Origin of the sequence: Pandoraea eparura (genome assembly GCF_902459725.1) — a bacterium.
Lineage (GTDB): Bacteria > Pseudomonadota > Gammaproteobacteria > Burkholderiales > Burkholderiaceae > Pandoraea > Pandoraea eparura.
Genome location: NZ_CABPSH010000011.1, coordinates 30,610 through 46,308, shown reverse-complemented (window position 1 = coordinate 46,308; position 15,699 = coordinate 30,610). Strand labels below are relative to the sequence as shown.

Sequence of the window (15,699 nt, the reverse complement as noted above, 5' to 3'; positions counted from 1 at the left end):
CCTGCATCGGCGGCGTTTTGTTTTGTCGGGAATACCCCATGCAGGAGATGACGGCGACGTCAGGCAGCCAGCGCCGGCCGCTGCCCCGCCGACAGACGCTTGCGCACGGCATTCGCGGCGGCGACCATATTCGTCAACGCGCTATCGACCTGCGCCCAGTCTCGGGTCTTCAGACCGCAGTCGGGATTGATCCACAGACGCTCGGCTGGAATGCGAGCGAGCGCCGCCTCGATCAGACGCTCCATTTCCGCCTGCGACGGCACGCGCGGCGAGTGAGTGTCGTACACGCCGGGGCCGATCTCGTTCGGATACGCGAAGGCTTCGAAGGCGCCAAGCAGTTCCATGTCGGAGCGCGTGGTCTCGATGGAGATCACGTCGGCATCGAGCGCCGCAATCGACGGCAGAATGTCGTGGAATGCCGAATAGCACATATGCGTGTGGATCTGCGTGTCGTCGGCCACGCCCGACGAGCACACGCGATACGCATGCACCGCCCAAGCCAGATACGACGGCCAATCGCGCTCGCGCAGCGGCAGCCCCTCACGCAACGCAGGTTCGTCGATCTGAATCACCCGCACGCCCGCCTTTTCCAGCGCCGCCACTTCCTCGCGCAGCGCCAGCGCAATCTGCAACGCCGTGCGTTCGCGCGGCTGGTCGTCGCGCACAAACGACCATTGCAGCATCGTTACCGGCCCGGTCAGCATGCCCTTGACCGGCTTGTCGGTCAGTTGCTGCGCGTAAGCGCTCCACGTGACGGTCATCGGCTCGGGCAGGTACACGTCGCCATAGATCACCGGCGGCTTCACGCAGCGCGAACCGTAGCTCTGCACCCAGCCTTGCTCGGTGATCACGAAGCCCCACAGCAGATCGCCGAAGTACTCGACCATGTCGTTACGTTCGGCCTCGCCGTGCACGAGCACGTCGAGCCCATAGGCTTCCTGCCGCTCGACGGCCAGACGAATCTGCGCACGCATCGTCTCCAGGTAATCGAGATGCGACAGCGCGCGTCGCTTGAAGTCGGCACGCGCCCGACGAATCGCCGACGTCTGCGGGAACGATCCGATGGTCGTCGTCGGCAGTACGGGCAGCTTGAGCCACGCGCGCTGAGCGCTGGCACGCGTTGGGTAGTCGGACGCACGGCGCGCGTGCGCGTCGGTGAGCGCCGCCAGACGCTTTTGCACCAAGCTGTTGTGAATGCGCGGCGACGTCCGGCGCGCGGCCTGCGCGGTGGCATCGGCGACGAAGGCGGCGCTTACGTCGGCGCTCGCGAACGCCGCAGCGTCCAGCGAGCGGCGCAGCAGCGCTACTTCAGCAAGCTTCTGCACGGCAAAGGCGAGCCAAGTGCGCACTTGCTTGTCCAAACGCCCCTCGCTCGCCAGATCGACCGGGCAGTGCATCAGCGAGCCGCTCGACGCCACCCACAGCCGTTCCCCGAGCGCATCCGCCAACGGCGCGAGCAGCGCCCTCGCCTTCGTCAGATCGCAACGCCAGACGTTTCGGCTATCGACCACCCCCACAGACAGCACCTTCTGTTGCGGCCACTGCGCGACGAATGTGTCGAGTTGCTTCGGTGCACACACGCCGTCGAGATGCACCCCGGCCACGGGCAACGCCGCCAGCAGCGCCGCGTGCTCGCTGACATCGCCAAAGTACGTGGCGAGCAGCAATGATGGGGCGATGGGCACGAGACGGTGATACACAGACGTGAAGGCGTCGCGCCACGGCTCGGGCAGGTCGAGCGCCAGGATCGGCTCGTCGATCTGCACCCATGTCACGCCCTGCGTCTTCAGGCGCGCCAACACCCGCTCATATTGCGTGAGCAGGTCGGGCAGCAACGAGAGACGGTCGGCCAGGCCGTTCTTCTCTTTGCCCAGGTACAGGAGCGAAAGCGGGCCGAGCAATACCGGCTTGACGCTTCCGCCCTCGGCCAGCGCTTCCGCCACGTCGTCGAACAGCCACTCGGTGCCCTCGCCGAAACGCGTCTGCGGCGAGTATTCCGGCACGAGATAGTGGTAATTCGTATCGAACCACTTCGTCATTTCCATCGCGCTTTGACCAGCATCGCCCCGCGCAGCGACGAAGTAGTCGTCGAGGCTCAGCGCTGCGGGCGCCCGGCCAAAACGCGCCGGCAGCCCGCCGACGAGCGCCAGCGTCGAGAGCACGTGGTCGTACCAATGGAAGTCGCCAACGGTGATCCAGTCGAGCCCCGCCTTGCGCTGCGCGCGCCGGTTGGCCGCGCGAATCTGCCGTCCGGTCTCCTGCAACGCCGTGGCGCTCATCTCGCCGCGCCAGAACGCCTCGACGGCGAATTTGAGTTCACGGTGTACGCCGATGCGCGGCAATCCGAGTACGTGGGCCTGAGCCATGGGGGTGTCCTTCCGGGAAGCGTGCGATGTCGCGAAGTCGTCGTCTACGGGCAATGCCCGTCCAGGCTGGCAGTATCCGGGCCATCCGTGTATTATTCAAACGAAAGTTTTTGCCATTTATTATTAATTTTATTCATGCAACGTACCCCCATCGAACTACGCCATCTGCAGACGTTGCTCGCGCTGCGCGATACGGGCAGCGTTTCGCGTGCGGCGTTGTGGCTGCACCTGACGCAGTCGGCGCTCTCGCATCAGATCAAGGCATTGGAAGATTTCTATGGCTTGCCGCTGTTCGTGCGCAAGTCGTCGCCGCTGGTGTTCACCGCTGCGGGCAAGCGGCTGCTGGCGTTGGCGGAAGAAGTCGTACCGGCGCTCGACGAAGCGGGCCGCGACCTCACGCGGCTTGCACAAGGCACCCAGGGCACGCTGCGCATCGCGGTCGAATGCCACACGTGTTTCGATTGGCTGATGCCCGCGATGGATGCCTTCCGGCAACGCTGGCCGGAAGTCGAACTCGATATCGTGTCGGGCTTTCATGCCGACCCCATCGGGCTGTTGCATCAGGACCGCGCCGATCTGGCGATCATTTCCGAACGTGAGGAAGGCGAGGCGGTCGACTTCCACCCGCTGTTCCGTTTCCAGATGATGGCGCTCATGGCGAACGACCATCCGCTCGCCGGCAAACCGTATCTCGACGCCGTAGACTTCCGTGACGAAACGCTCATCACCTATCCCGTGCCCGACGACATGCTCGATATCGTGCGTCAGGTGCTGCGTCCCGCAGGGATCGAGCCGACACGCCGCACCACCGAGTTGACGGTGGCGATTCTGCAACTGGTGGCGAGCCGCCGCGGGCTGGCGGCTCTGCCGCTGTGGGCCGTGTCGGGATATCTCGAGCGACGCTATGTAAGCGCGCGCCCGATCACGCCGCAAGGGCTCACCGCGGAACTCTGGGCGGCAACATTGCCGGCGATCACCACGCGTCCCTATATCGGCGAGTTCGTCTCGCTCATGCGCGAGACGAGCCTGCTCACGCTGGCGGAAATCGAATTGCTCTGATACGGCGTCGCGCGGTCAATCGCCATGCCCGGTGTCAGGCCGGGCACCGTACGACCAGACGGCACACTCGCTTACCGGAACTCGCGCTGGTGACGTCTTCCTCGTGCAAGGCAACGCCGCCGTGAAGGGCAGCGCGCACCACGTCGGGCGAGAAGGCACTATAGAGCCGTCCGTCTGCATGGCGAAGATCGTCACCCTCGGTGACGCGCCATGAAACGTAAAGCACGCCCCCAGGACGCACGAGCGCCCAGAGCCGGACGGCCGCCTGCGGCACTTCATTCGCGGGCAGATGCATCAGCACCGTCTCGCACACCACGTTATCGAACTGCGCCGTCACGCCTTCCAGTCCCGGGAGGTGCCCGACGTGAAACGTCACCGACGGAAACGATTGACGCGCCAGCTCGACCAGTGCTGACGAACTGTCGTAGCCCACCACGTCGAACCCTTGCTGCGCGAGCCAGGCGGCATCGCGTCCGTTGCCGCAGCCCACATCGATCGTGCGTCCACCGGGGACGAAATGGCGCACCAGCAATGCGTACATGTCGTCCGGCGGCGGCTGGTTGCGCCAGTCCTCGTTGTAACGAACGGCGTTGGCCTCGTAGGCCGCTGCTGTTTGCAGATCCGTCATGATCGGCGACTCCGGAAGCAAGCGGGGAATGACTGCGTCAGCGCGCGGCGCTATGCCTTACTGCGAGATCTTCTCCAGCGCGATGTCACGCGTGCGCGGGCCCATCAGGCCGATGGCGAGCATGACGATCAGCATCGCACAGGAGATGAACACGAACACCCCGGTCACCCCGAAATGGCGCAGCGCGGCGGCGATCAGGAACGCCGTGAAGATCGCAGAGAAGCGGCTCCACGAATAGACGAAGCCGACGGCGCGCGCCCGAATCCCGGTGGGGAACAGTTCGGTCTGATACGCGTGATAGCTGTAAGACATGATGTTGTTCGCGAGCGTCAGGCCGATGCCCATCGCCACGAGCAGGAACGACGACGTCACCTGCGAGAACGCGATGCCGCACACGATACCGATGCCGGCCGTCCACACGATCGCGTGCTTGCGCTCAACCTTGTCGGCCATCCACAGCCCGATCAGCGGACCCACGGGGGCGGCCAGTGCGATCACGCTGGCGTATGCCAGACTCGTCGTCACGGTAATCCCCTGTTTGATGAGCAGCGTCGGCACCCAGTTGGCGAAGCCATAGAAGCCGACCGTCTGGAAGATGTTGAACAGAATCATCATGATGGCGCGCTTGCGATATGGCGGCACCCACATGTCGCGAAACGCGCCCTTCGGCACGACCTGCTCCGGCTTGCCCGGGAGCGGCAGCGGCTTGCCGTATTCGCGGGCGACCTTCGCTTCCAGTTCGCAGAGGACGCGGTCCGCCTCGTCGAGACGTCCCTTTTGGGCCAGCCAGCGCGGGCTCTCCGGCAGCGCACGACGAATCCACCAGATGAACACCGCGCCGTGGGCGCCGATGAGCACCACCCAGCGCCAGCCCTCCAGGCCAAGGAACTCGCGCGGCACAAGCCAGTAGGCGAGCAGCGCAACGACCGGCACCGCAGTGAAGCCGACCGCCTGTTCGCACGCGAATGCCCGGCCGCGAATCTGCTTGGGCACGAGTTCGGCGATATAGGTGCCGATCGTCACCAGCTCCACGCCGATGCCGAGGCCCACCACGAAGCGCCAGAAGTTGAGGCCCGTGGCGGTGTCCTGGAACGCCATGATGACGTTGGCCACCGTGTACCAGAGCAGCGAGCCGGTGAACACGGCGCGGCGGCCGAACCGGTCGGCGAGAAAGCCGCAGGCGATGGTGCCGATGAACAGCCCGGTGAACAGCGCGGCGATGAAGCTTGCCACGCCAGTCATACCGAACAGGCCCTGCGTCGTGGGCGTCAGGATGCCGCTTTTCACCAGCCCCGGCGCAACGTAGCCCGTGTAGAGCAGGTCGTAGAGTTCGAAGAAGAAGCCGAGACTGAGCAGCACCACCAGTTTCCAGACGGTGCGTGTCGGGGGCAGACGGTCGAGGCGGGCGGAAATATCGCCGGCGCTCAGGCGAGTTGCCGCCGCGGGGGCTTGGGCGGCGCGAGGCATGGAAGGCATTGAAGCGTCAGGGGATAGCATGGAAATCGTCTCCGGGCCCGTTCGGTCATGGCCGAACAGATCATTGTCCGACGCGTTCTGGCCGACCGGCTGGCAGGCAATCGCCAGACGAGCCGTGGCCGGCGCATCGGATACACCACGAATCGACAGGCAAGGGGGCGAAAATGTGCCACGAATGACACCGCGCCTGTCAGCTTTGCCACGTACTACGAAAAATGGCGATATTCATCAAGTCCGCGCACCGCGCACGATGACCGGAACGTCGGACAGGAACCGAATGCAGCCACCGAAACGAACGTCGCTGCCGGGCCGTGCTCCCGAAGACAGCATAGCGACGCGGTTTGCGCCCTGCCGTGCCGTCTTGGCAAGGCCGGCGTGACCGTTTGCGAAGTGAGGCGCGCGCGGCGGATCGCCGGTCCTGCGCGTCGGCGTGAGCCGTTGCGGGGGCGCCTCGGGCCGCCGGTGTGCCGCCGACGAGCCGATGAAAGGCCTTCGCGCGTCGCGAGTTTCCGTTACAGCCCGGATCCCGCCTGCCCTTGAGCGAGGAAATTCACCACGGCGGCCGCCGTCGCGCTCAACTGCTCGCGCGAGGGGAACACGAGCCAGAGCTGGCGATGCGCCCATTCGTCGGTCAGCGGGCGCACGACCACATCGAGCTTGCCCACGTAGAGTTGACCGACCTGCTCGGGCGCGATGGCAATGCCGAGACCCGCATGCGCCATGCGGCACAACGCGTCGAGACTGGACACGCGAATCTTGATCCGCAACGGCGTTCCCGCCGCGCTCGCCTGCTGGCGCAGCAACTGCGTGAGTGCGCTGTTGCCTTGAAGGCCCACCAGCGTCTCGCCCGCGCAAGCGGCGAACGGAATCTCGCCCGTGCGCGCGGCCAGCGGATGCCCGACGGGCAGAATCACGGCGAGCCGGTCGCGGCGGTACGGCACCATCGTGAACGCCTCGATGCCTTCGACGGCGTTGCAGATCCCCACGTCCACCGCCCGCTCGGCCACGCGCTGGAGCACTTCGTTGCTGTGCTGTTCGTCGAGTTCGACGTCCACGGCGGAAAACACGCGACCGAACGCGGCGAGATCTTCCGGCAGAAACTGTACGATGGCCGACAGGTTCGCCGCCATGCGCACGCTGCCGCGCGCCCCTTCGTGGAACTGCGACAACTCCGCCCCCAGCGATTCGATGGTGCCGAGAATGTGTTCGGCGTAGCGGCGCACCGTCTCGCCGACCGGCGTGACGGTAATGCCGCGTTGATGACGCTGGATGAGCGGGAGGCCGACGATCGCCTCGATGTCGGCAATGCGCCGGCTGATCGCCGACGGCGCAATGAATTCGCGCTCGGCGGCACGCGCCATACTCCGCTCCTGGCACACGGCCACGAAAAGGCGTAACGAGGTGAGGTCTAGCTTGCGGAGAAGGTTTTCCATACCCTGACGGCAATACGCCGAAAATGCCGGAAACGCCCGGCTGGCGTGGCCCCGCGCGGGGCACGTCTTTTGCTGGACAAACAACGAATCGGCGCCTATTATACGCATCGCGTACACCTCCCTGCCGACCCGACCATGAGTGCACAGCAGACTTTCCTGCGCGACGCGATGCGTCGCCTGAACATGACCCGCGACAGCTTCGCCGAGCGCATCGGTGTTCGCCGGCGCGCCCTCGACACCTGGCTGCTGCCGGAGGACTCGAGCGAATATCGCACGATGCCGAGCATTGTGGAGAAATTCGTCGGCGAAATCCTCGGTCGTGAAGCACCGTCCTCCGAATCTACGCAAAGCGCACACAAACCGCTGCGTGAACGCATGGGCCTCGACGGCAAGCCGCATCTCATCTCGGTCGACCAGTTCTCGCGCGATTCGCTCGAAGCCCTGTTCCACGTCGCCGATATCATGCAACCGATTGCGCGCCGTCAAAAGATCTCGCGCGTGCTCGAAGGCGCGGTGCTCGGCAATCTGTTCTTCGAAGCCAGCACGCGCACCCGCGTGAGCTTCGGCGCGGCCTTCTGTCGTCTGGGCGGCTCGGTGTGCGATACGACGGGCTTCACGTTCTCGTCGATGGCCAAGGGCGAATCGATCTACGACACGAGCCGCGTGATGAGCGGATACGTCGACGCGCTCGTCGTGCGTCACCCCGAAAAGGGCTCGGTCGCCGAATTTGCCCGCGCCACCAACATTCCCGTGATCAACGGCGGCGACGGCCCAGGCGAGCACCCAAGTCAGGCAATTCTCGACCTGTACACGATCGGGCGCGAATTCTCGCGTCTGGGCAAGTTGGTCGACGGCGCCCACGTCGCGATGGTCGGCGACTTGCGCTATGGCCGCACGGTGCACTCGCTCATCAAGCTGCTCGCGCTGTACCGCGGCCTGAAGTTTACGTTGATCTCGCCGCCGTCGCTGGAAATGCCGACGTACATTCTCGATCAGATCTCGCAGAACGGCCATGTGATCGCGCAGAGCCACTCGCTGGCCGATCTGAAGGGTGCCGATGTGGTCTACGCCACACGCATCCAGAAGGAGCGCTTTGCCGACGAGGCCATCGAGGGCTACACGCCGGACTTCCAGATCAACGAGGCACTGATCAATCAGTATTGCGACGCCCGCACGATCATCATGCACCCGCTGCCGCGCGACAGCCGGCCGGGCGCCAACGATCTGTCGACCGACCTGAATCACGATCCGCGCCTGGCGATCTTCCGCCAGACCGACAACGGCATTCCGGTGCGCATGGCGATCTTCGCGATTCTGCTCGGCGTGGACAAGCAAGTGCAGCACAGCATGCGCGACGCTGCCTGGCGTTCGCCGTCGCACATCGGCCCGGACGACGCGCTGTTCGACGGTCTCGACTGATCGACGGATCGATCCGCGCTCGCCCGGCCAACGCGCGGATTCCCTGTGGATTGCGCGCAACCCACGTGCGGCGCCCCTTCTGATGTTCGGATAGTGCTCGGCCCGCCCTCGGATCACGCTGAGCCGCGCATCAGCCAAACCCGATATTGCACTGCCCCCAAGGATTTTTCGCGGGGGCCGTGTGTCTTTACGAGTAAAATTGCGTCCATCTCGAATTGGTACGCTTTTTTGCTTTCCCGGAGGCCCACATGCGGCGCAAGACCCTAACCCAATATCTCATCGAACAGCAGCGGGAGTTCGACAATATTCCTGCCGAGCTGCGTCTGCTGATCGAAGTGGTCGCGCGCGCGTGCAAGTCGATCAGCCATGCCGTGTCCAAGGGCGCGCTTGGCGGCGTGCTGGGCAGTGCCGGCAGCGAGAACGTACAGGGCGAAGTGCAGAAGAAGCTCGACGTGATCTCCAACGAGATCATGCTCGAAGCGAACGAATGGGGCGGGCACCTGGCGGCGATGGCGTCGGAAGAGATGGAAGACGTCTTCCACATTCCGAACCGTTATCCGCAAGGCGAGTATCTGTTGATGTTCGATCCGCTCGACGGCTCGTCGAACATCGACGTGAACGTGTCGATCGGCACGATTTTCTCGGTGCTGCGTTGCCCGGATGGCGTGACGGATCCGACCGAGAAGGACTTCCTGCAGCCGGGCACACAACAGGTGGCGGCCGGCTATGCGGTGTATGGTCCGCAAACGGTGCTGGTGCTGACGACGGGTCACGGCGTGAACTGCTTCACGCTCGATCGCGAGATGGGCTCGTGGGTGCTTACGCAGGAAGGCATGCGCGTTCCGGAGGACACCAAGGAGTTCGCCATCAACATGTCGAACGAGCGTCATTGGTATGCGCCGGTGCAGCGTTACATCGACGAACTGCTGCAGGGCAAGGAAGGCGCGCGCGGCAAGGACTTCAACATGCGCTGGATCGCCTCGATGGTGGCGGACGTGCATCGCATTCTCACGCGCGGTGGCGTGTTCATGTACCCGGCCGACAAGCGCGAACCGGACAAGCCGGGCAAGCTGCGCATCATGTACGAAGCAAACCCGATGAGCTTCCTGATCGAACAGGCCGGCGGCGCGGCGACGAACGGCGTGCAGCGCATCCTGGAGATTCAACCGCAGAAGCTGCATGAACGCGTGGCTGTGTTCCTCGGCTCGAAGAATGAAGTCGAGCGCGTGACGCGCTATCACCACGAAGCGGACGCGAAATAAGACTGAGTGAGGCCGAACAAGGCGGGATGATCGTCGTTGCGAAGACCTCATGGCGCGAGTGTGCGATTGGGAAAATAGCTTCGCGACGACGAAAGCGTGGAATGTCTGAAATTTCAAAGATTTACGCGTAACTTACGCAGAGACGGTAAAAAATCTTTGGAAAAGGTAGTGACAAGCGCGCAAAGTCTGCTATTATCTCACTTCTTCGCAGCGCCGGAGTAGCTCAGTCGGTAGAGCAGCTCATTCGTAATGAGAAGGTCGGGGGTTCGATTCCTCTCTCCGGCACCAGCGACTTCTTCAGTCCCTGGTCATGCAAGCAAGACGTAGTCTTTAGCAGTCAACAAAAAAGCCGCCCGAATCTGTCGCGCGGCTTTTTTGTTTTTCTCGTTCGGATATTGATCGAGACATCCCCCAGCGTTCAGCGCTTCTCTTGAGCATCATCGGCCGCACCGCCGATCGCATTGTCGTTCGCCCCGTCCTCATCCTCCGCCGTCTGTGCCATCCACGCGTGATAACCCGCCACGCCCATCTGCCGCATCAGGGCTTCGTTGCGCTCGAAGATCACCTCGGCCTCCGGGAACGCCTCGACGGCGCGATCGATGCTTGACTCGCGCAGCAAATGCCATATCGGATACGGCGAGCGGTTCGTGTAATTCTCCACGTCGTCCGGGGACGTGCCCTCGAATTGATAGTCCGGATGAAAGCTCGCGATCTGCAATTCGCCTTCGAGACGCAACGACTTGAGCATGCGCTGCGCGAAGAACAAGGCGTCGTTGTACTCGTGAAAATCGAGCAGCGCGCCCGGCATGATCAGCAACGTCGTGTCCACGGCTTGCGGATCGGCCTGCGCCAACCCCTGCAACTCGCGTTCGAGATCGAGTAGCACGCCCTGTGCATCGCGCGCCGCGCTCACGACGTAGCGAATCTGGTCCTTGACGTGCACGGCCTTCGCAAACGGGCAAAGGTTTAGCCCGATCACCGCGCGAGTCAGCCAATGGCGCGTCGCCGCAATCACGGCCTCGGGGTCTTGAGCGTCCACCGAGGGGCGCATGGCGTCGGTGGTTGGGAACGTCTTCTCCGTCATACAGGGAATGGGCGATAAATCATGAATACCGCATTGTAATTCCCCGCGCGTCCCGTTCGCCTGTGCTCTCGCATGTCCTCTCTCGTTTTCTCCCGCAGTGCCTCCCACATGCCTCCCACATGCCCGCCACATTTCCGCTCGCATGCGCACCACCGATAAACCCAGGGCACGAATGCCAAAACCGACCGGCGGCATATGCGCCACCATGCGGCTTTTCCACCGCCACGCACCCAACGACTATGCCCGGTCCGTCGTCTCTTCCCTCTCCCGCCGCCAGCACGCCCGAAATCCTCTCGCCCGCCCCTGCCCTTGCCGAGAACGACGCCGCTCGCCGTATCTACAATCGAGATACGGCACCGCTCACGGCCATGACGCTCAGTCAATTGCTCGACGCACAGCGCTCGCGCCGCTATCGCACGCAAGATATCTGGCTCGCACTGGTCGACCCGCAAGCCTATGCAAGTCGCGAGCTGCGGCTCGCGTGTGAGAGTGCCTCCCCCAACGGACCGTTGTTCCTCCAGATGGCGACGCTGCTCACCACGCCCGAGGAAGAACGCACGCTGGATCAATTGATCGACGTCGGCATCTTCCTCGTGCCGGCCCGTGCCCGGCAACTGCGCGCCGACGACACCGCCTTGTTGCGAAGCGACGAAGGCCTGAAACTCTGGCTGCAATACGCCGCGTCGCCGACCTGCTATCTGAGCGTGTTCGACGGCTCCGACGTCTTCGGCGAAGCCACCACCAAAAGCCGCGCGCGCATCGACAAGATCCTTCGCGTGCTGGTGGCGGTCGGGCGCGACACGACCGACGCCACGCCGGCGAACCCGACCGCCACCGCCCCTCGCAATCCCCTCGCGCATTTGTGCAGCCAGACCGCACCGCAATGGCTGCGCCGCCTGCTCCAACTCGGCGCGTGCCCCGAGCAGACGAACGAGCAGGGCATGCCGCTGACGGTGGTCGCCATGCGCGCGCAGGCGCTTCGCCTGTACACCGCCGATCATGATCCCCTCGATCCGCACGACTCGCTGCACCAACTCGCGCAACTCCTCAGGCGCCAAGGTGCGGATCTCACCCAATCGAATCGCGAAGGCATGCCCGCGCCCGCCTTGCTCACGTTTCACGGACTTTGCGGCGCCGCCGAAGCCCTGCTCGCTGCCGGGGCCGATCCGAACGCTCCCGACCGGAGCGGCAACACGTTGATGCACCATCTCGCATACGTCGTCCGCTTGCAAGACACCCCGGTCAGGCTCGATTACGCCTGCCTTGCACGTCACGCCCTCGTCGTCGCGTCGGGCTACGGCGGCGACATGACGCGCGCCAACCATGCGGGACAAACGCCGCGCTCGTGGGTCCCCGACCCGTTGCCTGCCGCCCCGCAAATCGGCGATCAGCGCCTCGACACCGTGAGAACCACTGCGCGTCGACGGATTCGTGCACTGATCTAGCTTGCCCTCCGGCCCGCGTTACGCCGTCATCCGGCGCGCACGCCGCCTCTTGGCTGCCCTCGCAATGCGACGTGGCATCGGGCATCGGGCATCGGGCGTCGGGCGTCGGGCGTCGGGCGTCGGGCGTCGGCAGCTTGCCAAACCGCGCTTGCCTCGTCTTGCGCATCCCCACATTGCTTCGCATCCCTATCCTCCATGCCTAAATCGCCACTGGCTGCGCCGTCCTTTTGTGCCGGCGCTGCTTGCCCGAGTCCCACAGCGCAACCCAATCCTTCAGGCGTCGCGCCTAACGATGCAGTCGCCCCCGCCTCCTCGGCCGTGTCCGACATGACGCTCGATCGCCTGCTGATTGCCAAACGAGACGGCCATTGCTCGCCGCAGCAGGCATGGGAAATATTGATGAACCTGAACACGACGGCTGGCCGAGCGCTACGCGACAGTTGCCTGATCTCCGGCGCGTCCCGCCCCGAGGAATTGGCCTTTTCGATGGCCACGCTGTTCTGCATGCCTGCCCAGGACCGCACCCTGGCCAAACTCGACGACGCCGGCATCTTCATCGACCGGACCCGACGGGATCGGTTACGCCCCGAGGACGCCGCCTTGCTGTTGAGCGATGAAGGACTGCAACTCTGGCTGCGCTTTGCCGCAGCGCCATCGGGCTACCTCAGCGTGTTTGTCGATTCGATCCTGAACGCCCCCGCCCCCGCCGAGCCGACAGGGACACTCGCCGCGGCGCTCCGGGTGCTCGTCGCCTGCGGCCGCGACACGACCAACGACGTCGCGGCGTCCGACGTCCCGGGCAACGTCCATCTCCCGCTCTCGCATGTTTGCAGCCAGGTCGCGCCCGAATGCTTGCCGTCACTGCTGAGCTACGGCGCCGACGTCAATCAGCGCACCGCCAACGGTGTGCCGCTCGTGGCCACCGCCCTGGCGGCCCAGGCCCAACGACTTTATGCGCAGGGCCACGATTTGCTGGTCCCTCATGTGTCGTTTCACCAACTTGGCGCGATGTTCCAGTCATATGGCGCCGATCTGTCGCTGCGCTCCCGCACCGGGTCCCCTCCGGTCATGCTGCTCGCGCTGAACGGCTATTGCGCGGCGGCAGAAGCCCTGCTCTCGCTCAGCGCGGGCGATAGTGGCGCCGACCGTAACGGCAATACGCTCATGCACTATCTCGCGGCTGTGACGCATCTCCGGCAGCACGCCGTCTCCGCCTTCTTCCTGCTCAACCTCGCCATGCGATTCGGCCGCAATCCCGAAGCACCCAACCGGGAAGGCACGACACCGTGCGCGCTGCTTGGCGACGGCCTTGCGCAGTACCTGCGGCTCAATCAAACGATGATTGCGCAAGCGCGCGAGCGGGCAAGGCGTGGCGTGTCTACCTCCACCTCGCCCGTTGCCTCGGGCGCCAACCGTCATGTACCGCCCTTCGTCATCGCCATGGCCGCCGAGGCGCATCGACGCATCGCGCAGGGGCACGACCCGTTGCTGCCGCACGAATCGCTCTTCCAGTTGGGGATGTCGCTCCAGCGCGACGGCGTCGACATCGGGCAACGGCATACGGACGGTACGCCGCCGGTCCTGTGGCTGGCCCGGCAGGGATACTGCGGCGCCGCCGAAGTGCTGCTTGCGCTCCAACCGAACACCAACGCCTGCGGGCCGGACGGCAATACGCTCATGCACGCCCTGGCGGGCGCCACCCGCACGCGTGAGAGCGCCATCCTCGCCGACTACATGCTGACCACGGCGTTGCGCTATGGCGGCGACCCCACCCAGCCCAACCGATCCGGGAATACGGCACTCTCGTTCCTGTGCACCGATCGCACCCGGTTCGTGCGGGCCAGCTTCGCGTTCGTCAACGAAACACGCAACAGCGCGCAAAAAAAGGTGGCCAATCGGCAGTAGCTTGCCCCGGCATTGGCGCATTGGTCGCTTCGGCCGCTCCCTTTGCTCCCTTTGCTCCCTTTGCTTCCTTTGCTTCAGTCGCTTTGGCCATATCGGCTGTACCGATCGCACGCGTGACCTCGGCGCGCCAATGCGACATTCCGCCGCATCCCTATAACATGCATTTGATTTGCATCTTATAATGCTCTCGCCGAGCCCCTGAAGTGGTTGTTGTGCTGTGAGCCGAGGGCCCCCGGCGACCGAATGCCGCACCGAGAATCTTCCGCACAATAAGATCCGGCGGTGCTGATGGAATACCTATAAGTGCGCTCAAAAAGATGCATATGAATTGCATCTTACAATTTCAGGAGTTTTTGCCATGCTTTCCGCAGCTTCCCGCCCCTACATCGATGCGAGTGTTCCCGTTTTGCGCGAGCACGGCCTTGCGATCACGCGCCACTTCTACGCAAGCATGTTCGAAGCCCACCCTGAGCTGCGTAACCTCTTCAACATGGGCAATCAAGCCAGCGGCGCGCAGCAACAGTCGCTCGCCTCGGCCGTGTTCGCCTACGCCGCGAACATCGACAACGCCGCGGCGCTGGGTCCCGTGCTGGAGCGCATCGTGCACAAGCACGTGTCGGTCGGCATCACGCCGTCGCATTACCCGATCGTCGGCCGCCATCTGCTCGGCGCCATCAAGGACGTGTTGGGCGACGCCGCCACGCCCGAACTGATCGCCGCGTGGGACGAAGCCTACTGGCTGCTCGCCGGTGAACTGATCGCCGCCGAAGCCCGGTTGTCCGAGCGCACGCACGCGCCGCTGGGCGCATTGCGCGAACTGGTCGTGGCCGATGTCGACCGCGAAACGGATCACATCGTCTCCTACTACCTGACGACCCCCGAAGGTGGCTCGCCGGGCGAATTCGCGCCGGGACAATACGTGAGCATCTCGGTGACCTTGCCGGACGGCCTGCAACAACGCCGTCAGTACAGCCTGTCGGACGCTCCGCAAGCCGCGCACTGGCGCATCACCGTCAAGGCTGAGGCCGCCGACGAAACGAAGCCGGCCGGTCAGGTCTCGAACTGGCTGCACGCCAATGTGAAGGCCGGCGACCGTCTGCTCGTGAGCGCGCCGTACGGCGAATTCACGACGTCGCTCGACGAGGCTCGTCCGCTCGTGCTGCTCAGCGCCGGCGTCGGTATCACGCCGATGATGTCGATGGTGGCCGCACTGGCCGCCAAGGGGTCGCGCCGCGAGATCCTGTTTGCGCATGCTGCCCGTCACGGCTCGCACGTTGCGCTTCGCCGTCACCTGACGTTCGCCGCGTCGCAACTGCCGAACCTGCGCGTGGCGACGTTCTTCGAAACGCCGCAAAGCGACGAGCGCGAAGGCACTGACTACACCTACGCCGGCCGGATGGACATCGCCCGCCTCGCCTTGCCCGCCAACGCCGACTACCTGCTGTGCGGCCCGGTGCCGTTCATGCAGACGCAATGGCGTGCCCTGCGCGACGCCGGCGTGCCGGCCGAGCGTTTGCATCGTGAAGTCTTCGGTCCGGACGCCCTCGACCACCTGCTCTGATTCAGCCCCGCGGTAAACGACACGAGGCCCCCAATTCGGGGGCCTCGTGTCGTTTTGTCAT

The 15,699-nt window shown here is 64.4% G+C and carries 11 protein-coding genes and 1 tRNA gene; 7 read left to right on the top strand and 5 right to left on the bottom strand.

Annotation, left to right across the window (positions count from 1 at the left end; genetic code table 11):
* Positions 1-59: 59 nt before the first annotated feature.
* Positions 60-2,366: a 5-methyltetrahydropteroyltriglutamate--homocysteine S-methyltransferase gene (metE, locus tag PEP31012_RS18945; RefSeq protein WP_150590853.1), complete on the bottom strand. Its 2,307-nt coding sequence runs from the start codon at positions 2,364-2,366 to the stop codon at positions 60-62.
* 135 nt (positions 2,367-2,501) lie between these two features.
* On the opposite strand from metE, the gene PEP31012_RS18940 reads away from it, so the two are divergent.
* Positions 2,502-3,425: a LysR family transcriptional regulator gene (locus tag PEP31012_RS18940; RefSeq protein WP_150590852.1), complete on the top strand. Its 924-nt coding sequence runs from the start codon at positions 2,502-2,504 to the stop codon at positions 3,423-3,425.
* A gap of 34 nt (positions 3,426-3,459) precedes the next feature.
* Here the strand turns inward: PEP31012_RS18940 and PEP31012_RS18935 are convergent, their stop codons facing one another.
* The 3 genes from PEP31012_RS18935 to PEP31012_RS18925 all read right to left on the bottom strand — a co-directional run bounded on the left by PEP31012_RS18935 (position 3,460) and on the right by PEP31012_RS18925 (position 6,962).
* Positions 3,460-4,053 carry a class I SAM-dependent methyltransferase gene (locus PEP31012_RS18935; protein WP_150590851.1) on the bottom strand — a complete coding sequence of 198 codons (594 nt, stop codon included), beginning with the start codon at positions 4,051-4,053 and terminating at the stop codon, positions 3,460-3,462.
* Between the two features lie 57 nt (positions 4,054-4,110).
* The gene (locus tag PEP31012_RS18930) at positions 4,111-5,529 is read right to left on the bottom strand and encodes an MFS transporter (RefSeq protein WP_150590850.1); all 1,419 of its coding nucleotides are present in this window, start codon (positions 5,527-5,529) and stop codon (positions 4,111-4,113) included.
* Positions 5,530-6,041: 512 nt separating this feature from the next.
* Positions 6,042-6,962: a LysR substrate-binding domain-containing protein gene (locus PEP31012_RS18925; protein WP_150590849.1), complete on the bottom strand. Its 921-nt coding sequence runs from the start codon at positions 6,960-6,962 to the stop codon at positions 6,042-6,044.
* Positions 6,963-7,097: 135 nt separating this feature from the next.
* Here PEP31012_RS18925 and PEP31012_RS18920 point away from each other — a divergent pair, with 135 nt between their 5' ends.
* The 3 genes from PEP31012_RS18920 (at position 7,098) to PEP31012_RS18910 (ending at position 9,931) form a co-directional block, all read left to right on the top strand.
* Positions 7,098-8,381, top strand: coding sequence for an aspartate carbamoyltransferase (locus tag PEP31012_RS18920; RefSeq protein WP_150590848.1), 1,284 nt, complete (start codon positions 7,098-7,100; stop codon positions 8,379-8,381).
* A 248-nt stretch (positions 8,382-8,629) separates the two neighbouring features.
* Positions 8,630-9,643 (top strand): class 1 fructose-bisphosphatase, encoded by a 1,014-nt coding sequence (locus tag PEP31012_RS18915; protein ID WP_150590847.1) that lies wholly within the window; start codon positions 8,630-8,632, stop codon positions 9,641-9,643.
* A 212-nt stretch (positions 9,644-9,855) separates the two neighbouring features.
* Positions 9,856-9,931 (top strand) — tRNA-Thr (locus PEP31012_RS18910).
* 130 nt (positions 9,932-10,061) lie between these two features.
* Here PEP31012_RS18910 and PEP31012_RS18905 read toward each other — a convergent pair.
* A complete protein-coding gene (locus tag PEP31012_RS18905; RefSeq protein WP_150590926.1) occupies positions 10,062-10,694 on the bottom strand; it encodes a DUF1415 domain-containing protein in 633 nt (210 codons plus the stop codon).
* 272 nt (positions 10,695-10,966) lie between these two features.
* Between PEP31012_RS18905 and PEP31012_RS18900 the strand changes: the two genes are divergently transcribed.
* From PEP31012_RS18900 to hmpA, 3 genes are all read left to right on the top strand, one after another.
* Complete coding sequence (locus PEP31012_RS18900) at positions 10,967-12,172, top strand: hypothetical protein (RefSeq protein ID WP_150590846.1); 1,206 nt, start codon at positions 10,967-10,969, stop codon at positions 12,170-12,172.
* 327 nt (positions 12,173-12,499) lie between these two features.
* Positions 12,500-14,077, top strand: a complete 1,578-nt coding sequence (locus PEP31012_RS18895; protein WP_150590845.1) for an ankyrin repeat domain-containing protein — start codon at positions 12,500-12,502, stop codon at positions 14,075-14,077.
* A 358-nt stretch (positions 14,078-14,435) separates the two neighbouring features.
* On the top strand, positions 14,436-15,638 hold the full coding sequence (gene hmpA / locus PEP31012_RS18890) for an NO-inducible flavohemoprotein (RefSeq protein ID WP_150590844.1): 1,203 nt from the start codon (positions 14,436-14,438) through the stop codon (positions 15,636-15,638).
* The last annotated feature ends 61 nt before the right edge of the window (positions 15,639-15,699 follow it).